This is a genomic window from Bradyrhizobium sp., assembly GCF_035935975.1.
Taxonomy (GTDB): Bacteria; Pseudomonadota; Alphaproteobacteria; order Rhizobiales; family Xanthobacteraceae; genus Bradyrhizobium.
This window is the reverse complement of the sequence record NZ_DASYWN010000051.1, coordinates 21,247-43,258: the sequence shown is the minus strand read 5'-3', so window position 1 is coordinate 43,258 and position 22,012 is coordinate 21,247. Positions and strand designations below refer to the sequence as shown.

At 64.4% G+C, this 22,012-nt stretch carries 20 protein-coding genes, 1 tRNA gene and 1 pseudogene; 13 read left to right on the top strand and 9 right to left on the bottom strand.

The window, feature by feature from the left end; genetic code table 11:
* Positions 1-75 precede the first annotated feature (75 nt).
* Entirely contained in the window at positions 76-1,356 is a 1,281-nt protein-coding gene (locus VGR99_RS30310; RefSeq protein WP_326903620.1) for a UbiA family prenyltransferase, read from the bottom strand.
* A gap of 332 nt (positions 1,357-1,688) precedes the next feature.
* On the opposite strand from VGR99_RS30310, the gene VGR99_RS30305 reads away from it, so the two are divergent.
* The 4 genes and pseudogenes from VGR99_RS30305 (at position 1,689) to VGR99_RS30290 (ending at position 6,385) form a co-directional block, all read left to right on the top strand.
* Positions 1,689-2,960, top strand: coding sequence for an MFS transporter (locus VGR99_RS30305; RefSeq protein ID WP_326903619.1), 1,272 nt, complete (start codon positions 1,689-1,691; stop codon positions 2,958-2,960).
* 95 nt (positions 2,961-3,055) lie between these two features.
* A complete protein-coding gene (locus VGR99_RS30300; protein ID WP_326903618.1) occupies positions 3,056-3,313 on the top strand; it encodes a type II toxin-antitoxin system ParD family antitoxin in 258 nt (85 codons plus the stop codon).
* Positions 3,310-3,608 (top strand): annotated as a pseudogene (locus VGR99_RS30295) (type II toxin-antitoxin system RelE/ParE family toxin). Before VGR99_RS30300 ends, VGR99_RS30295 begins: the two are co-directional and overlap by 4 nt.
* Positions 3,609-3,853: 245 nt before the next feature.
* Positions 3,854-6,385 (top strand): arylsulfatase, encoded by a 2,532-nt coding sequence (locus VGR99_RS30290; RefSeq protein ID WP_326903617.1) that lies wholly within the window; start codon positions 3,854-3,856, stop codon positions 6,383-6,385.
* Positions 6,386-6,947: 562 nt separating this feature from the next.
* Here the strand turns inward: VGR99_RS30290 and VGR99_RS30285 are convergent.
* Positions 6,948-7,034, bottom strand: a tRNA-Leu gene (locus VGR99_RS30285).
* 150 nt (positions 7,035-7,184) lie between these two features.
* Between VGR99_RS30285 and VGR99_RS30280 the strand changes: the two genes are divergently transcribed.
* A complete protein-coding gene (locus tag VGR99_RS30280; protein ID WP_326903616.1) occupies positions 7,185-8,150 on the top strand; it encodes a complex I NDUFA9 subunit family protein in 966 nt (321 codons plus the stop codon).
* 142 nt (positions 8,151-8,292) lie between these two features.
* On the opposite strand, the gene VGR99_RS30275 is transcribed toward VGR99_RS30280, so the two are convergent.
* From VGR99_RS30275 to VGR99_RS30265, 3 genes are all read right to left on the bottom strand, one after another.
* Positions 8,293-9,033, bottom strand: coding sequence for an SDR family oxidoreductase (locus tag VGR99_RS30275; protein ID WP_326903615.1), 741 nt, complete (start codon positions 9,031-9,033; stop codon positions 8,293-8,295).
* A gap of 3 nt (positions 9,034-9,036) precedes the next feature.
* Positions 9,037-10,362: an FAD-binding oxidoreductase gene (locus tag VGR99_RS30270; protein WP_326903614.1), complete on the bottom strand. Its 1,326-nt coding sequence runs from the start codon at positions 10,360-10,362 to the stop codon at positions 9,037-9,039.
* A gap of 236 nt (positions 10,363-10,598) precedes the next feature.
* A complete protein-coding gene (locus VGR99_RS30265) occupies positions 10,599-11,405 on the bottom strand; it encodes an undecaprenyl-diphosphate phosphatase (RefSeq protein ID WP_326903613.1) in 807 nt (268 codons plus the stop codon).
* Positions 11,406-11,574: 169 nt separating this feature from the next.
* Here VGR99_RS30265 and VGR99_RS30260 point away from each other — a divergent pair, with 169 nt between their 5' ends.
* The 3 genes from VGR99_RS30260 (at position 11,575) to VGR99_RS30250 (ending at position 14,345) form a co-directional block, all read left to right on the top strand.
* On the top strand, positions 11,575-12,267 hold the full coding sequence (locus VGR99_RS30260; RefSeq protein WP_326903612.1) for a glutathione S-transferase family protein: 693 nt from the start codon (positions 11,575-11,577) through the stop codon (positions 12,265-12,267).
* On the top strand, positions 12,216-13,391 hold the full coding sequence (gene queG, locus VGR99_RS30255; RefSeq protein WP_326903611.1) for a tRNA epoxyqueuosine(34) reductase QueG: 1,176 nt from the start codon (positions 12,216-12,218) through the stop codon (positions 13,389-13,391). Before VGR99_RS30260 ends, queG begins: the two co-directional genes overlap by 52 nt.
* A gap of 156 nt (positions 13,392-13,547) precedes the next feature.
* Positions 13,548-14,345, top strand: coding sequence for an acyl-CoA thioesterase domain-containing protein (locus VGR99_RS30250; RefSeq protein WP_326903610.1), 798 nt, complete (start codon positions 13,548-13,550; stop codon positions 14,343-14,345).
* 61 nt (positions 14,346-14,406) lie between these two features.
* Here the strand turns inward: VGR99_RS30250 and VGR99_RS30245 are convergent, their stop codons facing one another.
* Positions 14,407-14,877: a nuclear transport factor 2 family protein gene (locus VGR99_RS30245; protein WP_326903609.1), complete on the bottom strand. Its 471-nt coding sequence runs from the start codon at positions 14,875-14,877 to the stop codon at positions 14,407-14,409.
* A gap of 67 nt (positions 14,878-14,944) precedes the next feature.
* Positions 14,945-15,772 (bottom strand): alpha/beta hydrolase, encoded by an 828-nt coding sequence (locus VGR99_RS30240; protein WP_326903608.1) that lies wholly within the window; start codon positions 15,770-15,772, stop codon positions 14,945-14,947.
* Positions 15,773-16,016: 244 nt separating this feature from the next.
* On the opposite strand from VGR99_RS30240, the gene infC reads away from it, so the two are divergent.
* Complete coding sequence (gene infC, locus VGR99_RS30235) at positions 16,017-16,556, top strand: translation initiation factor IF-3 (protein WP_080670072.1); 540 nt, start codon at positions 16,017-16,019, stop codon at positions 16,554-16,556.
* A 63-nt stretch (positions 16,557-16,619) separates the two neighbouring features.
* On the opposite strand, the gene VGR99_RS30230 is transcribed toward infC, so the two are convergent.
* A complete protein-coding gene (locus tag VGR99_RS30230; RefSeq protein WP_326903607.1) occupies positions 16,620-17,024 on the bottom strand; it encodes a hypothetical protein in 405 nt (134 codons plus the stop codon).
* A gap of 273 nt (positions 17,025-17,297) precedes the next feature.
* Between VGR99_RS30230 and rpmI the strand changes: the two genes are divergently transcribed.
* Entirely contained in the window at positions 17,298-17,498 is a 201-nt protein-coding gene (gene rpmI / locus VGR99_RS30225; protein ID WP_027535561.1) for a 50S ribosomal protein L35, read from the top strand.
* 80 nt (positions 17,499-17,578) lie between these two features.
* Positions 17,579-17,938 carry a 50S ribosomal protein L20 gene (gene rplT / locus VGR99_RS30220; protein ID WP_220012688.1) on the top strand — a complete coding sequence of 120 codons (360 nt, stop codon included), beginning with the start codon at positions 17,579-17,581 and terminating at the stop codon, positions 17,936-17,938.
* 8 nt (positions 17,939-17,946) lie between these two features.
* Here rplT and VGR99_RS30215 read toward each other — a convergent pair whose 3' ends face one another.
* Positions 17,947-18,372, bottom strand: coding sequence for a hypothetical protein (locus tag VGR99_RS30215; RefSeq protein ID WP_326903606.1), 426 nt, complete (start codon positions 18,370-18,372; stop codon positions 17,947-17,949).
* A 150-nt stretch (positions 18,373-18,522) separates the two neighbouring features.
* Here VGR99_RS30215 and pheS point away from each other — a divergent pair, with 150 nt between their 5' ends.
* Both pheS and pheT read left to right on the top strand, forming a co-directional pair.
* On the top strand, positions 18,523-19,605 hold the full coding sequence (pheS, locus tag VGR99_RS30210; RefSeq protein ID WP_326903605.1) for a phenylalanine--tRNA ligase subunit alpha: 1,083 nt from the start codon (positions 18,523-18,525) through the stop codon (positions 19,603-19,605).
* On the top strand, positions 19,602-22,010 hold the full coding sequence (gene pheT, locus VGR99_RS30205) for a phenylalanine--tRNA ligase subunit beta (RefSeq protein WP_326903604.1): 2,409 nt from the start codon (positions 19,602-19,604) through the stop codon (positions 22,008-22,010). The genes pheS and pheT overlap by 4 nt, the downstream gene beginning before the upstream one ends.
* The last annotated feature ends 2 nt before the right edge of the window (positions 22,011-22,012 follow it).

Sequence of the window (22,012 nt, the reverse complement as noted above, 5' to 3'; positions counted from 1 at the left end):
TCTGTCGGCATCATAAGATCATCGGATGGACCGCGATGTAGCCACTGGCGGCGGGCCGCGCAAGCTGCCGCCAGCTCAGATCGCCGCCAGCATGATGCAGATCATCGCCGCCACGGTGGTGCGGCTGGGGCCGTCGCGGAACGCGTAGAGAATGGGGTCGTCGGGCATCTCGCGGCGATGCGCCATCATCAGGGCCCGGCCGAACCAGTACAGCAGCAGCGGATTGAGCAGCCACAGCATCCAGGGCCGGCTGTAGAGCGGCGTCACCGCCGTCGACGAGACGTAGAGCGAGAACACGGTCACCGCGTTCATCGCGCTCGCGGCCGCCATCGCGGCAATGATCTGCAGGTCGGTGATCCTGTAGTCGCGGTTGGAGGGATCGGCGAGGCCGGCGCTCTCGCGCATGCTGAGCTCGCTGAAGCGCTTGATCAGCGCCAGCGAGGTGAACACGAACAGCGAGAAGATCAGCAGCCATTCCGACAGCACCACGCCGACACCGACGGCGCCGGCGATGATGCGCAGGCTGTAGAGGCCGGCGAGCGTGACGACGTCGACCAGCATCTTGCGCTTGAGCACGAGCGAATAGGCGATCGTGGTGGCGAGATAGGCGCCGAGCACGCCGAGGAACAGCGGCGAGATGCAGAGGCTGGCGACGAGCGCGAACAGCCACAGCGCCGGGATCGCGAGCAGCGCCGAGGAGATCGGCAGATCGCCGGCAGCCAACGCGCGATGACGCTTGGTCGGATGCTGCCGGTCCGCGGCGAGGTCGAGCAGATCATTCATCAGATAGGCGCCCGACGCACAGGCCGAGAACGCCATGAACGCCAGCAGCGCGTAGCCGAGCGTCGGCAGATTCATCTGATGCGCGGTGATCGCCGGCACGAACACCAGCGTGTTCTTGGCGTATTGATAGACGCGCAGCGCCTTCGTCCAGGTCTTGAGGCTGGCGCGGCGATGGCTTCGGCTCTCGACGCGTTCGATCGACGCACGATCGAACGGCAACCTGTCACCCGCGGCAAGATCAGCCGGCGTCACGACACCATCGAAGCCGAGATGCGCGGCGATGCCGGCGGCATGAGCGGCGAAGCGGCCGGCGACCAGATAGATCTTCTCGCCCCGCGCCCGCGCCGCCAGCGCCTGGTTCAGCACGTCGGAGTCGTAGGGCAGATGGGCGTAGTCGAGCTCGGCCTGCGCCAGGATATCCGTGAGCGCCGCCATGCCCGGACGTCCGCCCGCGCCGAACCGGGCCAGCATCAAGGCGGGCCTGGAGAACAGCGCTTCCATCAGCAGCTCGGAGCGGAGCAGGGCGCCTTCGAGATCGATGACGAGCGTCCGCGCAGCCGCCGACGGTGCCAATGGCTCCGTCGCGCCAGATTCGTAACTCCAGGCAGGCTGCTCCATCCGAAAACGCTCTGTTGACCGCAAACTGACCGGCCCTCAGGGCCGGGGAGCAGGGAAATGGACGCCCGCGAGCCTAGGGAGCATTCGCTAAGGGCGGCTTAATCCGGCCCGAACGGGCGGCTGGCCCTTGGAATACCAGAGCCGACCCGTCCAGCCGGCTGTTGCAGGGATCCCACAACCCGGCGGGAGCTTCGTGTTCCCGCTGGGCATTTGGCGTGCGCCCCGTAGACATCATCCCGGTCCACCCTATCTGCCAATCTCCCTCCCGCTCGCCAGAACCAGGTGCCATGACCGAACAGACGCTCGCCGCGCCTCTCGACGACCAGCAGGAACGCCAGCGCGGCTTCTCGCGCTACCAGGCGCTCCTCATCGCGCTGCTCGCGTTCACGCAGTTCACGATCATCCTCGACTTCATCATCATGTCGCCGCTCGGCGCCATCCTGATGCCCGCGCTCGACATCACGGCGACCCAGTTCGGCGTCGCGGTGTCGGCCTACGCATTCAGCGCGGGACTCTCGGGCATTCTGGCCGCCGGCTTTGCCGATCGCTTCGATCGCAAGCGGCTGCTGCTGTTCTTCTATGTCGGCTTCACGCTCGGAACCCTGCTGTGCGCGGCCGCGCAGAACTACCATGTGCTGCTGCTCGGCCGGATCGTGACCGGATTGTTCGGCGGCGTGATCGGCTCGGTCGTGCTCGCCATCATCACCGACCTGTTCCCGCTGCATCTGCGCGGCCGCGTGATGGGCTTCGTGCAGACGGCGTTCGCCGCGAGCCAGGTGCTCGGCATTCCCGCCGGGCTGTTTCTCGCCAATCACTGGAACTGGCACGTCTGCTTCGTTGCGATCGTCGGCCTGTCGATCGTCACGATCGCCGTGATCGCCTTCGCGATGGAGCCGGTCGACGCGCATCTGAAGCTGAAGCAGGACAAAAATCCGGTTCACCATCTGGTCGCGACGGTCGTCGAGCCGCGCTACACGCTGGCCTTCGCGGTCACGACGTTGCTGGCAACCGGCGGCTACATGCTGATGCCGTTCTCCAGCGCCTTCACCGTGCACAATCTCGGCATCGACATGGCGCATCTGCCGACGATCTATCTGGTCTCCGGCCTGTTCAGCATCGTCACGGGGCCGCTTGTGGGCCGGGCCAGCGACGCCTTCGGCAAGTACCCGACCTTCGTGTTCGGCAGCGTGGTCTCGGTGATCATGGTGCTGATCTACACCCATCTCGGCCACGTCACGCTGACCACGGCGATCCTCGTCAACGTGCTGATGTTCGTCGGCATCTTCTCGCGCATGATCCCGTCGCAGGCGCTGATGTCGGCGATCCCCGACCAGACCCAGCGCGGCTCCTTCAGCGCCATCAGCGCCTCGCTGCAGCAGCTTTCCGGCGGCCTCGGCTCGGTCCTCGCCGGCGCCATCATCGCGCAAGCCCCCGACGGCTCCCTGATCCATTTCGACCGGATCGGCTACGTCGTCGTCGCCTCGGCCATGGTCGCGCTGGTGGCGATGTATTTTGTGCAGAAGGCGGTGGCGGAGAAGGCGGGGAAAAGGGTGGTGTGAGGGGGGCGCTGGAGGGGGCGGCCAGCGGGAGTCGGCTTGATGCAGAGGGGATTCAATAATAGTTATTAAGTACCAGCGCTGGCGGGAGAAGCAGCATGGCGGTAAGTGCAGATCTAGGCGAAGCCCTTGAAAACTTTGTCACAAAGCTAGTCGCCTCGGGTCGCTATCACTCCAAGAGCGAGGTGCTGCGCGAGGGCGTGCGGCTGATTCAAGAGCGCGAAGTGCGGCTGGCCGCGTTGGACGCCGCGATTGCTCGCGGGCTCGATGACGCTGACGCGGGTCGGCTGAAGCCGAGCTCTGAGGTTTTTGACCGGCTGGAAGCGAGATTGGCCGGCAAGGCCGACCGCTCGTGATCGTCGTCCTCACCGCGGAAGCCGAACGAGACCTTGAGGACATAGCGTCGTACGTCGCCCAGCAAAGCCCGCGAGGCGCTCTCACACTTATCCGCGGACTACGTGAAAAGTGCGAATCCCTGGCCGACGCCCGCGGGGCTATCCGCTGGTGCCGCGCTACGAAAACAAGGGCGTTCGTCGGCGCCCGTTCGGCAGCTATCTGATTTTCTATCGGGTCGGTCGCGATGCGATCGAAGTGATCCACATCCTTCAAGGCGCACGGGACTACGAGCCGCTGCTTTTCCCGGAGGACTAGATCTTCTTCGAGATGGCGCCCGCCGAACAACAGTCGCACCGACCTAAAGTGGTGCCCAGGAAAGGACTGGATCGCCACTAACCAAGAAGCTTGAATTTGCTAGGGTTTCTGGTTCGCCCGGCGAACCCGTGTGCCGGTTTTGTGTACCGGGAGCAAACGACTTTGATCCAAATCAAGCCGATGAACCGAGCGCATTCCATGTTCGCATTTTTCGGCTTTTGATCACTGATCAAGGAGTCAACAATATGCAGACACGGGGCTCATTTTCGCATCGATCCTTCATAAAAGCTCTCCTGGTCGCAAGCTCATTTGCGATCACCAGCCAGGCGCTGGCACAGCAAATCACTGGCACGCCCGGCTCGCCCGGCGCCACGTCTACGATCGATGGAAAACAGCTCCCACCGCCCGACCCGACATTCGGCGGCGTGATCAAGAACGACGCGCTGCAATCGAAGCCATGGTGGGCGCCGCGCGTCGTGCCGCCGCAGGCCGCGCCGAACGTGCTGCTGATCATCACCGACGACGCCGGCTTCGGCGTACCCAGCACTTTCGGCGGTGTCATCCCAACCCCGACGATGGACCGCATCGCCAGCGAGGGACTGCGCTACAACCGCGTCTTCTCCACCGCGCTGTGCTCACCGACCCGTGCGGCGCTAATCACCGGGCGCAATCACCATTCGGCCGGCTTTGGCGTGATCTCCGAGCAGTCGACCGGCTTCCCGGGCTACAACAGCATCATCGGCAAGGACAAGGCGACGATCGGGCGGATCCTGCTCGACAATGGCTACGGCACGTCCTGGTTCGGCAAGGACCACAACACGCCGGTCTACACGGCCAGCCAAGCCGGCCCGTTCGACCAATGGCCGACCGGCATGGGCTTCGAGTATTTCTACGGCTTCGTCGGTGGCGACGCCAACCAGTGGGAGCCAAATCTCTTCCGCAACACGACGCAGATCTATCCGTTCCAGGGAAAGCCGCCCGGCACCTGGAACCTCGTCACCGCGATGGCCGACGACGCCATCGACTGGATGACGCGGATGCACCAGACCGACCCAAGCAAGCCGCTGTTCATCAAGTACGCGCCCGGCGCCACGCACGCGCCGCACCACCCGACCAAGGAGTGGGTGGACAAGATCAGCGCGATGCACCTGTTTGACGACGGCTACGAGAACGTGCGCGACCGCATCCTGGAGAACCAGAAGCGGCTCGGCGTCGTCCCGAAGGACACCAAGCTGGCACCCTGGCCCAAGGACATGCTGAAACCGTGGGACCAGTTGAGCACCGAGGAAAAGAAGCTCTTCGTCCGCCAAGTTGAAGTCTACGCCGCCTACGCCGCCTATAACGACCACGAGATCGGCCGCGTCATCCAGCACTTCCAGGATATTGGCCGGCTCGACAACACGCTTGTCGTCTACATCAACGGCGATAACGGCACCAGCGCCGAAGGCGGACCGCTGGGCACGCCGAACGAAGTGGCGTTCTTCAACGGCATCAACATGATGCCGGTCGACGTGCAGATGAAATTCTACGACGTCTGGGGCACCGAGCAGACGTACAACCACATGTCTGCTGGCTGGTCTTGGGCGTTTGACACGCCGTTCGACTGGTTCAAGCAGAACGCCTCACGGCTCGGCGGCATCAACCAGAACATGGTGGTGTCGTGGCCGGCACGCATCAAGGACAGAGGCGCATTGCGCGAGCAATTCGTCCACGTGATCGACGTCGTGCCGACGATCCTCGAGGCCGCCGGCATTCAGGCCCCCGAGTTCGTCGACGGCATCAAGCAGGCGCCGATAGAGGGCACGAGCTTTGCCTACACGTTCGATGGGCCGAACGCCAAGGTGCCATCGCGCCACCAGACGCAATACTTCGAGATGTTCGGTCAATGGGCGCTCTATGACAACGGCTGGATGCTTTCCACCAAGGTCAACCGCGCGCCCTGGGAGGCGTTCGGTCCGGCCAATCCGGATCCGCTGAACAACCAAGTGTTCCAGCTCTATGACCTGACCAAGGACTTCAGCCAGGTCGACGACATCGCAGCCACGAACCCGCAGAAGGTCAAGGAGATGAAGGAGGCTTTCATCGCCGAGGCCAAGAAGTATCAGGTCTTCCCGCTGGATGCATCGGTCGCGGCGCGCATCGTCGCACCGCGCCCGAACATCACCGCGGGCCGCAAGGAGTTCGTGTACACGCGGCCGATGACAGGATTGCCGCAGGGAGACTCGCCGCTGCTGCTCAATACTTCCTACTTGATCACCGCCGATATCGACGTGCCGCAGGGAGGCGCCGAGGGCATGATCCTGACCTCGGGCGGGCGCTTCGCCGGTTACGGCTTCTACCTCTTGAAGGGCAAGCCTGTGTTCCTGTGGAACATGGTCGACCTCGAGCGGATCAAGTGGGAGGGGCCGGATGCGCTGTCACCGGGCCGACACACGGTCGAGTTCGACTTCAAGTACGATGGCATTGGCGTCGGCACGCTCGAATACAACAACTTCAGTGGTCTCGCCCAGCCCGGCACCGGCACGCTCAAGGTCGACGGCAAGGAGGTCGCCACGAAACGGATGGAGAAGACGCTGCCGATGATTCTGCAGTGGGACGAAAGCTTCGACATCGGCTCGGACACGCTGACGGGCGTCAACGATGCCGACTACAAGCCACCGTTCCCGCTGACCGCCAAACTCAACAAGCTGACGATCAAGGTGGACCGGCCGGAGCTGTCGGCCGCAGACATCAAGAAACTCCAAGCGGCGATGACTGAAAAAGCGAAGAGCGACTGATAGGTGGCCGGCATTGATCGTTTTCGGCGCGAGCCCCCGACCGACCAGGTGATCCTTCCATGCAACGACACCGGACACCTGTAGGCGCCCGATCTCATCGTGTCCCTGAGCGACTTGAAATTGCCGCGCCACATTGACGGGGTGCTCGGTGCCGGCCGGGCTTCCCGTTTCCAATCCTCGAACGCCTGCGCGATGGCCCTGCCGGTCCTCTGCTCAAAAACCGGATATCGCGCGAGGCGGTGATCCACGCCGTAGTCACCGGCAATTTTGTCACTGAGTTTCCGAGCCCCGGTAGTCGCATGCGCTACCAGCGCCAGCAGGCGCTTCCGCGTTTGGCCGGCTGAACATGAACTCTGGAAATTGGATCAGGACGCCCCGGTTCATCCCGCCGTGCGCCAGGACATCGGCAGGCGTTCCGAGTAGAAAGATGTGGCTGGAAGAATCAGCCCGAGAGGTGATGTTGGCTATTCCAAACGCCATTAGAGCTGTGTCCCGGTGTTGGGTACCGGTCAGCGGCTGAAATTCCCAGCAAATGAGTGATTTCAGACCCTTAAAGGGTAGGTGGTGCCCAGGAAAGGACTCGAACCTTCACGGCCGTTAAGCCACTGGCACCTGAAGCCAGCGCGTCTACCAATTCCACCACCTGGGCATGCCGTTTGGGGCACGGAGGCGGTTACTACGGTTCGGTGACGCCGTTGTCAATTCATGCTTGCCCGGTTTTGGCGATGCGGATTGCGCATCGCAAACCGGACCGGTAGAAGCCTGATAACACGCACTCTTCCCGCAGGAATGGACCTCCATGGCAACGAATTCGGAAACTCTCGTCACGGTTTTCGGCGGATCGGGGTTTTTGGGCCGGAATGTCGTCCGGGCGCTGTGCCGGCGGGACTACCGGGTCCGTGTTGCGGTGCGGCGGCCGGAACTAGCCGGTTACCTCCAGCCCTCAGGCAAGGTCGGGCAGGTCCACGTCGTGCAGGCCAATCTGCGCTACCCGGCCTCGGTCGAGGCGGCGGTGCGTGATTCGGACGTCGTGATCAATCTGGTCGGCATCCTCACCGAGGGCGGCGCGCAGAGCTTCGACGCCGTCCAGGCCAAGGGCGCCGAGACCGTGGCCAAGGCGGCCGCGGCTGCCGGGGCCCGGCTGATCCACGTTTCGGCGATCGGCGCCGATGCCGAATCACCCTCACGCTACGCCAAGGCCAAGGCGGCCGGCGAGGCGGCGGTGCTCGCCGCGGTGCCGACAGCCACGATCTTCCGCCCCTCCGTGATGTTCGGCCCCGAGGACCAGTTCACCAACCGCTTTGCGGCGCTGGCGCGGATGTCGCCGGTACTGCCGCTGATCGGCGGCGAGACGAAGATGCAGCCGGTCTATGTCGGCGATGTCGCCACCGCGATTGCCGATGCGGTCGACGGCAAGGCCAAGGCGGGCGCGACCTACGAGCTCGGCGGGCCGGAAGTGCTGACCATGCGCGAGATCATCGAGGCGATCGTCACCATCGCCGATCGCAAGCCGACGCTGATGCCGATGCCGTTCGGCCTCGCCCGCCTCAACGCCTCCTTCCTGCAATTCGCGCCCGGCGCGTTCAAGCTGACGCCGGACCAGGTCACGCTGCTCGAGCGCGACAATGTCGTGTCGGATGCGGCGAAGGCCGCGGGCCTGACGCTGGAAGGCCTCGGCATCACCGCCGATTCGCTGGAAGCGATCGCGCCGCAGTACCTCTGGCGCTTCCGCCCGCAGGGGCAGTTCCAGCGCAAGAGCGCGTAAGTTGGTTTGACCTCTTCCGCTTGCGGGAGAGGTCGCCGCGCAGCGGCGGGAGAGGGCCTTCTCCTCTTGGGGGTTCTCGCCCGCGGAGATACCCCCTCCCCAGCAAGCGGGAGAGGGAGCGCACCGTCAGCGCGGCAACACCTCAAAACTTCAGCTTCTTGAACACCGCTTCCGGCAGCGTCTTGATGATCAGCATCACGAGACGCCATTTGCCGCTGACATAGACGACATCGGTCTTCTTCTCGACGGCGGCCAGGATCGCATCGCCGACGACAGGCGCTTCGACCGTCAGCGGGCCGATCAGCTTCATGCCTTCCGTCATCTTGGTGCGAACAAAGCCGGGTTTGACCGTGACGACGTGCACGCCGCCGCGGCTCGCACGCGCGCGCAAGCCTGAGAGGAAGGCGGAGAAGCCGGCCTTCGCCGAGCCGTAGACGTAGTTGGAGGCACGGCCGCGGTCGCCGGCAACCGACGACACGCCGACGATCGTGCCGTTGCCGCGCGCCATGAATTTTTCGGCGAACAGGCCGAGGATCAGCGACGGCCCCTCGTAGTTCGAGCGCATGATCGTGGTGGCGTGCGCGAGGTCGCTCTCGGCGTTTTGCTGCACACCAAGGAGACCGATGATCGAGACGACGACGTCGGGCAAGGCGGGAAGGCCGGCAACGAAGCCGTCGAACGAGGCGGTGTCGAGCACGTCGAATGTCAACGTGCGCGCTTCGATATTGTAGCGCGCGCGCAGATCCGCCGCGTCAGGCTCCAGCGCAGCAGCGTCGCGGCCTGCGAGGCCGACATCGTAACCGGCCTTGGCGAAAGCGCGCGCCGCGGCGCGGCCGATATCGGAGGAGCCACCGAGCACAATTGCGGACTTGCGTGACGTCACGGCCTAGACCTCATCGAACAGGCGTTGTGAAAGCTTTGAGCGGATGTTGCCGGCGGGATCGAGCGATCTGCGGATCGCGTTGAAGCGGGGCAGGGCGGGATAGCCGGCCTCGAAGGTCGCACGCGACTGGCGCGCATCCTTGGCGAGATAGAGCCGGCCGCCGCTCGCGACGACGAGGCGATCGATCTCGTCGAGGAAATTCAGGATGTCGCCCTTCAGCGGAAAGTCCAGCGCCAGCGTGTAGCCGGGCAGCGGGAACGACAGGATGCCGTCGCCATGACCGAGCTTCTTGAGCACCGCGAGGAAGGACGCATCGCCGCGCCGCGTGATGCGGTCGAGAATGTCGGCGAGCACGGCGCGCGCGCCAGCTTCCGGGATCACGCATTGATGCTGCAGGAACCCGCGCCTTCCATAGATGCGATTCCAGTCGGCAATGCTGTCGAGCGGGAAGAAATAGGGATAGAGCGAGACGATCTGGCTGCCGCCGGCGCGGCGCGCACCCATGCGGTAATAGAGCTCGTTGAAGGCGCGGATGCTGTAGCGATTGAGCGTCATCGACGGCAGGTCCATGGGCACCGCGAGCCCGGGATTCCTGCCGACGGGAAACGCAGCGGCGGCCTCAGTGAGCTCGTCTTTGCCGGCGTGCTCGCCGAGATAGATCAGCGAGCGGCCGAGATCGGGCCCTCGCGCGGCGCAATCGATCCATGCCACCGAATAGGTCGCGGAATCTCCGGCATCGAGCGCGCGCATCGCGGCATCGAGGTCGGATGTCGCGATCACGCGTTCGCGGATCCAGCCGGTCTCGACGGGACGCAGCCGCATCGATGCTTCAAGGATGACGCCGGTGAGGCCCATGCCGCCGACGGTCGCGAAGAAGGCATCGGAATTTTGCTCGCGCGAGGCTTCGATGACGTCGCCCTGTCCGGTGCGAAGCAAAATGCTATCGACATAGCGGCCGAAGCCGCCTTCGCAATGATGGTTCTTGCCGTGCACGTCGGCCGCGATGGCACCACCGATCGAGACGAAACGCGTGCCCGGCACGACGAAGGGCAGGAAGCCGCGCGGACCAAAGGTGTCGATCAGGTCCGCGAGCAGCACGCCGGCTTCGAGACGGATGCGCCCGGTCGCGGGATCGAACGACCTGACCCGGTCGAACCCGGTCATCCCGATCGTCCTGACCGCACCGATCGCGGCATCGCCATAGGCGCGGCCATTACCGCGCGCCACAGAGCCGGCCACCACGGCGTCGCCCACGGCCTCGAACGACCGCGGCCGCAGCACATCGCTATCGACGACCGGGAAACGCCCCCAGCCGCTGACGAGGGTCATGGCTCAGCTCCTGCGCCGGACGCGCGCCACCCGGCTCTGGAAACTGCCTACCGATCAAAAGCTTATTTTGCGTTGAGGCTTATCGGCAAGTTGCAAAGGTTAACGGCCGAGCGCGAGCCCCGTAGCCCGGATGGAGCGCAGCGTAATCCGGGGCCGGCAGAGCTTGTGGCACGATCCCGGATTATGCTTGCGCTCCATCCGGGCTACGGACCTCAATCCGGGCTATGGCCGTGCGCTTAATGGCCGAGCGCGAGCGCGATCAGGCCGAGCGTGCCGACGATGACGCGCCACCAGGCGAACACGACGAAACCGTGGCGGGTGACGTATTCCAGGAACGTCTTCACCACGATGATCGCTGTGATGAACGACACGATGAAGCCGATCGCGACGATGCCCATGTGGTCCATCGTCATCTCGGAGCGGTTCTTGTAGAAATCGTAGGCGAACGCGCCGATCATGGTGGGGATGGCGAGGAAGAACGAGAACTCCGCCGCGGCGCGCTTGTCGGCGCCCAGGAACATCGCGGCGACGATGCTGGCGCCGGAGCGCGACACGCCGGGGATCATGGCGACGCACTGCGCGATGCCGATATAGAGATACATCAGCAGCGGGAACCGCGTCGCGTCGTGCTCACGCGGCTTGAGGTCGAGCTTGTCGACCCAGAGCAGGATGGCGCCGCCGACGATCAGCGTGAAGCAGACGACCCACGGATTGAACAGCACGCTCTTGATGTATTTGCCGGCGACGAGGCCGACGACGACAGCGGGCAGGAACGCCACCAGCACGCCGATCACGAAGCGGCGGGAATAGGTGTCGCCCGTGAAGAAGCCGATCACGACGTCCCACAGCTTCTTGAAATAGAGGCCGACGATCGCGAGGATCGCACCCAACTGGATCAGAACAGTAAACGAATCCCAGAACGCGCCCTCGCCGAGATGGAAGAAGCGCTCCGCGAGCAGCAGATGGCCGGTCGAGGAAACGGGAAGGAACTCGGTCACACCCTCGATGATGCCGAGGATCACTGCCCGTATTACATCTGACATATTTACGGTCCATTTCCGCTGGAAAAGCGGGGCTCTTCTCGCCTATTCCCCCCAATGCTGCAATCGCAAAATGCGGCATCTCGCACTTGCTTCGCGGTTTTGAAGGACTAGTGTGGCGCCGCACAAACATTGATGGATTCTTAAGCACCATCAAATAGTCAAAGGCTTCATGTTTACGCTGTTTCATCATCCGTTCTGTCCGCATTCGCGATTCATCCGCCTGATCGCGGGCGAATACGGGCTCGACGTGAAGCTGGTCGAAGAGCGCAGCTGGGAACGGCGCGAGGCATTTCTGCTGCTCAATGCAGCCGGCGCGACGCCGGTCCTGCTGGACGACGAGCAGCCCCCGATTCCGGGCGCGGCCATCATCGCCGAATATGTCGACGAGGCCTATGGCGCCGACATGGGACCCAAGCGCCTGATGCCGCAGACGGTCACCGAGCGCGTCGAGGTGCGCCGGCTGATGGCCTGGTTCAACGAGAAGTTCTTCGAGGAGGTCTCGCACCCGCTCGTCACCGAGCGCATCTACAAGCGCTTCATGAGCGAGGAGAACGGCGGCGGCCCGCCTTCGGCCGACGTGATGCGCGCGGCGAAGGCCAACGTGCGCTATCATCTGGCCTATATCGGCTGGCTGGCGCAGACGCGTAATTTCCTCGCCGGCGACCGGCTCACCTACGCGGATCTCGCCGCCGCGGCGCATCTCTCGGCGATCGACTATCTGGGCGACGTGCCATGGAGCGAGGACGACGCAGCAAAGGCGTGGTACGCGCGGGTGAAATCCCGCCCGTCGTTCCGTCCGCTGCTGAGCGAATGGCTGGCGGGCGTGCCGGCGTCGCGCACCTACGTGGACCTGGATTTCTGAACTCCGATCCGACTGAACTGAAGGCGGCGCTGGCGCGCGAGGCGCGCACCCTCGGCTTCGACTGTATCGGCGTGACCGCGCCAGGCACGATCGAGAACGCCGGAAAGCATTTTCTCGAGTTCATCGCCTCGGGCGGCCATGGCGACATGGACTGGCTCGCCAACCAGCCGGAGCGCCGCGTCGATCCGCGCGGGCTGTGGGCCGACGTGCGCAGCGTCATCATGCTCGGCCTCAATTACGGTCCCGACCAGGATCCGCTCGCGATCCTCAAAGAGCGCACGCGCGCGGCGATCTCGGTCTATGCGCAGGGCGACGATTATCACGACCTCATCAAGAAGCGCCTGAAGGCACTGGCGCGCTGGCTGGTCGCGACCGCGCCGTCGGAAGTGAAGGTGTTCGTCGACACCGCGGCGGTGATGGAGAAGCCCTTAGCGCAGGCCGCGCATCTCGGCTGGCAGGGCAAGCACACCAATCTGGTCTCGCGCGAGTTCGGCTCGTGGCTGTTTCTCGGCGCGATCTACACCACGCTGGAGCTGCCGCGCGATCATGCCGAGATCGATCATTGCGGCTCGTGCCAGGCCTGTCTCGACATCTGCCCGACCTCGGCATTCCCCGCACCCTACAAGCTCGATGCGCGGCGCTGCATCTCTTATCTCACCATCGAGAACAAGGGGCCGATCCCGCACGAGTTTCGCAAGAGCATCGGCAACCGCATCTATGGCTGCGACGATTGTCTTGCGGCATGCCCGTGGAACAAGTTCGCGCAGGAAGGGCGCGAGGCCAAGCTTGCCGCGCGTGATGAATTGCGTGCGCCTGGCCTTGCGGAGCTTTCTCGACTCGACGATGCAGCGTTCCGCGCGCTGTTCACGAAGTCGCCGGTGAAGCGCATCGGCCGCGATCGCTTCCTGCGGAATGTGCTGATTGCGATTGGCAATTCGGGTGACGCGGCGCTGGCGGAAGAAGCACGGCGACTGCTGGACGACGCGAGCCCGCTGGTGCGTGGGGCTGCGGTGTGGGCGTTGGGGCAGTTGGTGACGCGGGATGCGTTTGACGCGATGAAGAGCGCTGCGATGAGCGGCGAGCACGACGAGAGCGTGCGCGAGGAGTGGCAAGCCGCTCTCTGACCCTCATCCTGAGGAGCCGCGTAGCGGCGTCTCGAAGGATGGAGGCCACGATGCAGCAGCGGGGACCTGCATCCTTCGAGACGGCGCTTCGCGCCTCCTCAGGATGAGGATTGGCCACCCTTGATTTCCCCACCCGTTCCCGCAATGTCGCGCGCCATGACAAACATGCCTTTCTTCACGCGCGACGGCGACACATTCCACCCGACGGAAGTTGCCAACGGTCCCTGGGATCCGAAATCGCTGCACGGACGCGTCATCATCGGCCTGCTCGGCTTCGCCATCGAGGAGCGCCATTCCGGTCCGGACTATGTGCCGGCGCGGCTCACGGTCGACATGTTTCGGCTGCCGACCATCGATAAGCCGATCGAGGTGACGACGCGGCTGGTGCGCGACGGCTTGCGCATCCGCGTGATCGAGGCGGAATTCTTGTCCGGCGGCGTCAGCATGGCGCGCGCTTCCTGCCAGTTGCTGCGGCGGACGCAGAATCCCGACGGCAATGTCTGGTCGCCGCCGAACTGGGACGTGCCGAAGCCTGATGACATTCCAAAGCCGACCGATCCCAGGCTCGGCATGAACGGCAAATGGACGACGCGGCCCATCGTCGGCCATATGGGCTCGCTCGGCCCGCGCCGATTGTGGATGAGCGAGGTGCGTGAGCTCGTTGCGGGCGTGCCGATGACGCCGTTCGTCCATGTCGCCACCGGCGCCGATTTCGCCAGCCCCTTTGCCAATGCCGGCGACAAGGGGCTCGGCTACATCAACAGCGACGTGACGATCTATCTGCACCGTCTGCCGGTGACGAACTGGATCGGCTTCGACGTGGTGAACCACCAGGCCACCGACGGCGTCGCGATCGGCGAGTGCTGGCTCTATGACGAGCAGGGGCCGATCGGCACCGCGACCGTCGCCGCGCTGGCGCAGCGCAAGCCGATGGCGAAGCCACCGCCTCGGTAGGTGTTGTCATTCCGGGGCACGCGAAGCGTGAGCCCGGAATGACGGGCGGAGAGAGGCGCACCTACACCAAATGCCGCTTCATCTCCGGCCGCGCCTTCAGCTCCGCGCCCTGCTTGCCGACGATCTTCGCAATACGCTCAGGCGCAAATTTCAGATCGACGAATGCCGGCGCAGTATTGGCGACCTCGTGATAGCTCACGATGCTGCCGTCACGCAGCGTCATGATCGCGACGCCCTCGAACATCGCCCGCGCGCCGGCGGCTTCCGGCAGCGTCGATCTGTAGCTGAACGTGTAGCGCGCATAGAGCGTGGTGCCGTCGGTGACGGGATCATGCATGTCCCAGCGGAAATCGGTCGCCGTGCGATAGAACCAGTCGTCGACCATCGCCGCGATCTTCTCGCGGCCTTCGAAGGCGCCGTAGAACACGTCGTGATAGACGCCGTCCTCGGTGAAGAGCTCGGCAAAGGCACGGCCGTTGCGCTGCTCGACAGCATCGCAGAAGGCGCGGAGCATGGCGGCGGTGGTTGTCATTGACGTTTCTCCCTTCCCGTTTCTGTCATGCCTCGCTTCGCGAACAATGACAGGGCGTCCTACAACTTCACCCGATCTCGGCCACGGCGGCAAGAATGCGCGCGATGTCCTGCGGGCGGGAGAGGCGGTGGTCGCCGTCCTGGATCAAGGTCAGCACGACGTCGTCGGCCGGCAGGCGATGCGTCAGCGCGAAGGCGTGCTGCCAGGGCACGTCGGGATCCTGCGCGCCCTGCAGGATGCGGACGGGGCAACCGAGATCGATGGCGCTGCCGAGCACGAGATGATTGCGGCCCTCCTCGATCAATTTGCGCGTGATCGGATAGGGTGAGCCGTCGCCATATTCGGACGGCCTGAGCCAGAAGCCTTTGGTCTCGATCTCCTGCTTCACCTCGGGCGAGAACTTCTTCCACATCAGCTCCTCGGTGAAATCGGGCGCGGGCGCGATCAGCACGAGACCGGCCAGCGATCCCTTCAACGATCCCTTTAATGATTCCTTGCCGGAACGCTTCCTGATCTCGCGCGCGAGCAGCAGCGCCATCCAGCCGCCCATGGAGGAGCCGATCAGGACCTGCGGGCCGTCGCAGAACCGCTCGAACACCGCAACGCTGTCCTCAAGCCAGCTTCCGATGGTTCCATCGGCGAAATCGCCACCGGATTCGCCGTGACCGGAATAGTCGAACCGGACCACGGCGCGGCCGCGGTCCCCGGCCCAGGCGTCCAGCGCGACAGCCTTGCCGCCCTGCATGTCCGACTTGAACCCGCCGAGCCACACCAGCCCGGGTCCACCGCCGGCGCGATGGCGCACCGCGATCCTGCGTGCAGCCTTGCCCTCACCTGCCTTGCCTTCGCCTACTTCGATGAAGTCGAGCGTGGCCTCGGGAATTATATCGGTCATGGAACGTTTACTCTGGCTGTGCGGTTTGAGCTGTTCGGACCTGTTCCGCAGCCCGGTGTCGTCTATTGCCCTTTGGGACGCTTGCGGAACAGAAGCAACGTGTCTATGTCGGTCAGCGTGCCCAGGCGTGACTAAAATGCCTCGCATTTGAGGGTTTTTCGAGCGGGGCACGAGCGAATTGCTTGCCGCCAAACGCATCTTCCTTCAAGATAGCCGCTTCTTTCACAACTTTGGAGAACCACCCATTCGCCGTCCCAATAAAGCCCCGCCCGTTGCCAGCAAAGACGGGCCGCGCATCAATGATGATATTCGCAATGCGCAGATCCAGCTGATCGATCAGGCCGGTGACAACAAAGGCACGGTCGAGACCGTCATGGCCATCCGGATGGCCCAGGAAGCTGGCATGGATCTGGTCGAGATCTCGCCGAATGTCAGCCCTCCCGTCTGCAAGATCATGGACTACGGGAAGTACAAATATTCCGCCCAGAAAAAGGCCGCCGAAGCCCGGAAGCGGCAGAAGATCGTCGAGATCAAGGAGATCAAGCTCCGTCCGATGATCGACGATCACGATTACGACGTGAAGATGCGCGCGATGCAGCGGTTCTTCGAAGAGGGTGACAAGGTCAAGATCACGCTGCGCTATCGCGGCCGCGAAATGGCGCACCAGGAAATCGGCACCAAGCTGCTGGACAAGATCAAGACCGACGTCGCCGAGCTCGCCAAGGTCGAGCAGGACGCACGGTTCGAAGGTCGCCAGGTCGTCATGGTGCTGGCACCGCGCTGATAGCGCTCATTGGGACTTGAGAGTTCAACGGCCCGTCCGGATCTCCGGCGGGCCGTTTGTGTATCAGCTCCTCGTCGCCTGCCAGGTGCCGCTGCACTGGTCGCCGGAGATGATGCCGCGCCACGAGCCGACACCGTTCACGCCGGCGAGCCGGCCACCGCCGCTGGCATGGGACGCGCCGACCGAAACCTGGACGGCGACGGAGCCGGCGCGGTTGACGGTGCCCGAGACCCGGCCGCCGCCGGCGGAGGTGACGCGGCTGCCCGTGACGGTGAAGGGGACGCTGTAGCCCGAGCTGCAATTGCCGCGGGTGGTGGCGAAGGTGACGTTCCAGATGCCGTCATAGCGGGCGATGCGCGCGTCGGCGGTCGATGGCAGCGCCGCGGTGGCGAGCACGGCGAGCAGCGCCAGATGGCGCGGGCGGGCGAAATCGGTCAAACGGGAAAGAAGCTGCGGGGAATGGGCCATTTTAGTCCTGCTCCGAGCGACACGGCTCGGACATGAGTGTACCAGCTCCGGATAGTCGGCCGGTAGGTTCCACCGGTTCATCGTTGCCAATTCGCCCGTTCTCTGTCATAAGCCCGGCCTTCATCGCCCGGCTGATTAAGGGCTGCCGTGGCGGTGTTTCGTGCGGGTTTCGCGCTTGTTCGTAAAACCTGAGCACAATCAACGCTCTAACGAGCATTTTTGACGGCCACGCCGCCTTCGCGGGCGGATTTCGTTGGCCATTAGGAGAGCCAAATGCCCAAGCTGAAGACCAAATCGGGCGCTAAAAAGCGCTTCAAGGTGACTGCCACCGGCAAAGTGATGTTCGCCCATCGCGGCAAGCGTCACGGCATGATCAAGCGGACGAAGAAGCAGATCCGTCAGCTGCGCGGCACCTCGGTGCTGTTCAAGACCGACGGCGACAACGTCAAGAAGTACTTCTTGCCGAACGCCTGATCGCGTCCACGATCATTGCCAGCTCCGCCGCGTCCTGCGCGGCGATCCGAAAAACAAGTCATCTCTGAAGGATATTCGTCATGGCTCGCGTCAAACGCGGTGTGACCGCCCACGCCAAGCACAAGAAAGTCTACAAGGCCGCCAAGGGTTTCTACGGCCGCCGCAAGAACACCATCCGCGCCGCCAAGCCGGCCGTGGAGAAGGCCCAGCAGTACGCCTTCCGCGACCGCAAGCGTAAGAAGCGGACGTTCCGCGCGCTCTGGATCCAGCGCATCAACGCTGCCGTCCGTCCGTTCGGCCTGACCTACAGCCGATTTATCGACGGCATGGCCAAGTCCGGGATCACCGTGGACCGCAAGGTGCTGTCGGATCTCGCGATCAGCGAGCCCGCCGCGTTCCAGGCGATCGCCGAGAAGGCCAAAGCCGCTCTCGCCGCCTGAGGCTTGCGCTAGCGGGCCTTCCGGCCCGCAGCCTTCAGCGCGCGCTGCGAGTAACGCTGGGCGACCTCCGCCCGGCAGAACGCCCCAAACGACAGATACATGGTGCCGGATTTATTCCGGTACTTGAGGTCGCATGCGCGCATCTCGCGCTTGTAGGACTGTTTTCGGAGGGCGCTGAGGCCGGGCATGAAATCCGCCTCGCATTTCTTCTCGACGGCGGCCCCGAGTTGGACATCGCCGCTCGCGGTCAATTGGCAATCCTGAGCCAGCTTCATCGCGCTGTCGCAGCTCTTCTGGTCGCCGATGGCGGCCACGACCTCGTCCAGCGTCATGGACTTGTCCATGCAGACCATGGCGTGCGCCGGTGTGCCGGCAACCGACAGAACGACGGTCGAAGCGGCAAAAAGAACGGCCAGACTGGGTTTCGTGAGCATCGCAAAAGTCTCCTCGTATCCCCGTTGGTGCCGGGCCCCCGCGCGAGGTTCAACCCAGCCGTTCAGAGCGCCAAATGACCGGCTTTTCGCTTGACGTTACGCCCTTCTCGCGGCGACAACCCAGCCGAATTTAGCAGCAAGGATTTGACTGTGTCCGACCTCGCAACGCTCGAAACATCCATCCTCGACCAGGTCGCCGGCGCCGGCGACGAAGCCGCGCTCGAAGCGGTGCGCGTCGCAGCGCTCGGCAAGAAGGGCTCGATCTCGGCGCTGCTCGCCACGCTCGGCAAGATGTCGCCCGACGAACGCAAGACGCAAGGCGCCGCGATCAACCAGGCCAAGGACAAGGTCACCGAGGCGCTCGCCGCACGGCGCGACGTGCTGAAGTCGGCGGCGCTCGATGCGCGGCTCGCCTCCGAAACCGTCGACGTCACCCTGCCGCTGCGCGATGCGCAGGCCGAAGCCGGCCGCATCCATCCGCTCAGCCAGGTCTGGGATGAGCTGACCACGATCTTCGCCGACATGGGATTCTCGGTCGCCGAAGGTCCCGATATCGAGACCGACGACTACAACTTCACCAAGCTGAATTTCCCGGAAGGCCATCCGGCGCGTGAGATGCACGACACGTTCTTCTTCCATCCGAAGGAGGACGGCTCGCGCATGCTGCTGCGGACCCACACCTCGCCGGTGCAGGTGCGCACCATGCTGAGCCAGAAGCCGCCGATCCGCGTGATCTGCCCGGGCCGCACCTACCGCATCGATTCGGACGCGACCCACACGCCGCAATTCCACCAGGTCGAAGGCCTCGTCATCGACAAGAGCTCGCATCTCGGCCACCTCAAATGGATCCTGCACGAGTTCTGCAAGGCGTTCTTCGAGGTCGACCACATCAACATGCGCTTCCGCCCGTCGTTCTTCCCGTTCACCGAGCCGTCGCTGGAAGTCGATATCCAGTGCCGCCGCGACAAGGGCGAGATCCGCTTCGGCGAAGGCGAGGACTGGCTGGAGATTCTCGGCTGCGGCATGGTGCATCCCAACGTGCTGCGCGCCTGCGGCATCGATCCCGACGAGTACCAGGGCTTTGCGTGGGGCATGGGCATCGACCGCATCGCCATGCTGAAATACGGCATCGCCGATCTGCGCCAGCTGTTCGACAGCGACGTCCGCTGGCTGTCCCACTACGGCTTCAAGCCGCTCGAAGTGCCAACGCTTGCCGGAGGGCTGAGCTCGTGAAATTCACCCTCTCCTGGCTGAAGGATCATCTCGACACCGACGAGCCGCTGGACAAGCTCGCCGACAAGCTCACCATGATCGGGCTTGAGGTCGAGAACATCGAGGACAAGGCGAAGGCGCTCAAGCCCTTCACCATCGCGAAGGTGATCTCGGCCGAGCAGCATCCGAATGCGGATCGACTGCGCGTCTGCATGGTCGACACCGGTGACGGTGGCGCGCCGGTGCAGGTCGTGTGCGGCGCGCCGAATGCGCGCGCGGGTCTCGTCAGCGTGTTCTCGCCGCCCGGCACCTACATTCCCGGCAAGGACATCACGCTCGGCGTCGGCACCATCCGCGGCGTCGAGAGCCGCGGCATGCTGTGCTCGGCGGCGGAGCTGCAGATCTCCAACGACCATGACGGCATCATGGAATTGCCGGCGGACGCGCCGATCGGCGCAGGCTACGCCGAATGGGCCGCGCTCGGCGATCCCGTGGTCGAGATCAATCTGACGCCGAACCGGCAGGACTGCACCGGCGTGCACGGCATCGCACGCGATCTCGCCGCCGCCGACATGGGCAAGTTCAAGGACCCCACGATCAAGCCGATCAAGGGCGAATTCCCTTGTCCCGTGAAGGTGACGGTCGAGGACGCGACACTGTGCCCGGGCTTTGCGCTACGCCTCGTGCGCGGGGTGAAGAACGGCCCGTCGCCGGAATGGCTGCAGAAGCGGCTGACCGCGATCGGGCTGCGTCCGATCAACGCGCTGGTCGACATCACCAACTTCATGACCTACGACCGCGCGCGCCCGCTGCACGTGTTCGACGCCAAGAAGGTGAAGGGCAATCTCGTGGTGCGCCACGCCCGCGACGGCGAGACGCTGCTGGCGCTCGACGGCCGCACCTACAATCTCGATCCTGCCATTTGCGTGATCGCCGACGAGCATGGCGTCGAATCGCTCGCCGGCATCATGGGCGGCGAAGCCTCGGGCTGCGACGAGAACACCACTGACGTGCTGATCGAGTCGGCGCTGTGGAACGAGATCAACATCGCGCAGACCGGCCGCAAGCTCGGCATCAACTCCGATGCGCGCTACCGCTTCGAGCGCGGCGTCGACCCGGCCTTCATGGTGCCAGGACTGGAGCTCGCGACCAGGCTGGTGATGGAGATGTGCGGCGGCGCGCCGTCCGAGAACGTCGTGGTCGGCAAGGCTTTTGGCGACGACCGCGTGATCGATTTCCCCGTGACCGAGGTCAAGCGCCTGTCCGGCATCGAGGTGCCGCAGCCCGAGATGAAACGCATCCTGACCCATCTCGGCTTCATGATGGCGGGCCCCGGCCCGGTCGTGAAAGTCGCGGTGCCGTCCTGGCGCTCCGACGTGCACGGCAAGGCTGACATCGTCGAGGAGGTCGTCCGCATCTTCGGTGTCGACAAGGTGCCGATGACGCCGTTCGAGCGCGGCGACGATGCGCGGAAACCCGTGCTGACGCCGCTGCAGCTTCGCACCCGCCGCGCGCGGCGCGCGCTGGCAAGCCGCGGCATCATCGAAGCGGTGACCTGGTCGTTCATCACCAAGGCCGCGGCAAAGCTGTTCGGCGGCGGCCAACGCGAGCTCGAAGTCGCCAACCCGATCGCATCCGATCTCTCCGACATGCGCCCGACGCTGCTCGCGGGCCTGATCGCGGCAGCGCAAGCAAACGCCAATCGCGGCGCAAGCGATGTCGCGCTGTTCGAGGTCGGCCAGATCTTCAGGGGCGATCGCCCGCAGGATCAGTTCATGGCGGCGAGCGGCGTGCGCCGCGGCTTTGCCTCCTCGGAAGGTCTCGGCCGGCACTGGACGGGCTCGGCGCAGGCCGATGTGTTCGACGCCAAGGCTGATGCGCTGGCGGTGCTGGCAGCGGCCGGCGCGCCGATGCAGGCGCTGCAGATCGTGGCCGGCGGACCTGGCTGGCTGCATCCCGGCCGCTCCGGCACGATCCAGATCGGCCCGCAGAACGTGCTCGGCTATTTCGGCGAGATGCATCCGCGTGCGCTCGAGGCGCTCGGTGCCGACGGCCCGCTTGTCGTGTTCGAGGTGATCCTCGACCGCATTCCCGAGGCCAAGAAGAAGCCGACCCGCGCCAAGCCGCTGATCGAATTGTCGGCATTCCAGCCGGTGTCGCGCGACTTCGCCTTCATCGTCGATCGTGGTGTCAAGGCCGGCGACATCGTCCGCGCCGTGCAGGGCGTCGACAAGAAGCTGATCACCGGCGTCAACGTCTTCGACGTCTATGAAGGCAAGGGCATCGACGACGGCAAGAAGTCGATCGCGGTCGCGGTCACGCTGCAGCCGCGCGAAAAGACGCTGACCGATCAGGAGATCGACGCCGTCGCGGCGAAGATCGTCGCGGAGGTCACGAAGAAGACCGGCGGCACGCTGAGAGCGTGATG

Coding starts and splice junctions, on each gene's coding strand:
- VGR99_RS30300 (WP_326903618.1), top strand. CDS start 3,056: ATGGCGGTAAGTGCAGATCTAGGCGAAGCCCTTGAAAACTTTGTCACA.
- VGR99_RS30270 (WP_326903614.1), bottom strand. CDS start 10,362: ATGACCCTCGTCAGCGGCTGGGGGCGTTTCCCGGTCGTCGATAGCGAT.
- VGR99_RS30250 (WP_326903610.1), top strand. CDS start 13,548: ATGACAAACATGCCTTTCTTCACGCGCGACGGCGACACATTCCACCCG.
- VGR99_RS30260 (WP_326903612.1), top strand. CDS start 11,575: ATGTTTACGCTGTTTCATCATCCGTTCTGTCCGCATTCGCGATTCATC.
- VGR99_RS30280 (WP_326903616.1), top strand. CDS start 7,185: ATGGCAACGAATTCGGAAACTCTCGTCACGGTTTTCGGCGGATCGGGG.
- VGR99_RS30215 (WP_326903606.1), bottom strand. CDS start 18,372: ATGCTCACGAAACCCAGTCTGGCCGTTCTTTTTGCCGCTTCGACCGTC.
- VGR99_RS30265 (WP_326903613.1), bottom strand. CDS start 11,405: ATGTCAGATGTAATACGGGCAGTGATCCTCGGCATCATCGAGGGTGTG.
- VGR99_RS30230 (WP_326903607.1), bottom strand. CDS start 17,024: ATGGCCCATTCCCCGCAGCTTCTTTCCCGTTTGACCGATTTCGCCCGC.
- rpmI (WP_027535561.1), top strand. CDS start 17,298: ATGCCCAAGCTGAAGACCAAATCGGGCGCTAAAAAGCGCTTCAAGGTG.
- rplT (WP_220012688.1), top strand. CDS start 17,579: ATGGCTCGCGTCAAACGCGGTGTGACCGCCCACGCCAAGCACAAGAAA.
- VGR99_RS30245 (WP_326903609.1), bottom strand. CDS start 14,877: ATGACAACCACCGCCGCCATGCTCCGCGCCTTCTGCGATGCTGTCGAG.
- VGR99_RS30240 (WP_326903608.1), bottom strand. CDS start 15,772: ATGACCGATATAATTCCCGAGGCCACGCTCGACTTCATCGAAGTAGGC.
- VGR99_RS30305 (WP_326903619.1), top strand. CDS start 1,689: ATGACCGAACAGACGCTCGCCGCGCCTCTCGACGACCAGCAGGAACGC.
- VGR99_RS30290 (WP_326903617.1), top strand. CDS start 3,854: ATGCAGACACGGGGCTCATTTTCGCATCGATCCTTCATAAAAGCTCTC.
- queG (WP_326903611.1), top strand. CDS start 12,216: ATGGCTGGCGGGCGTGCCGGCGTCGCGCACCTACGTGGACCTGGATTT.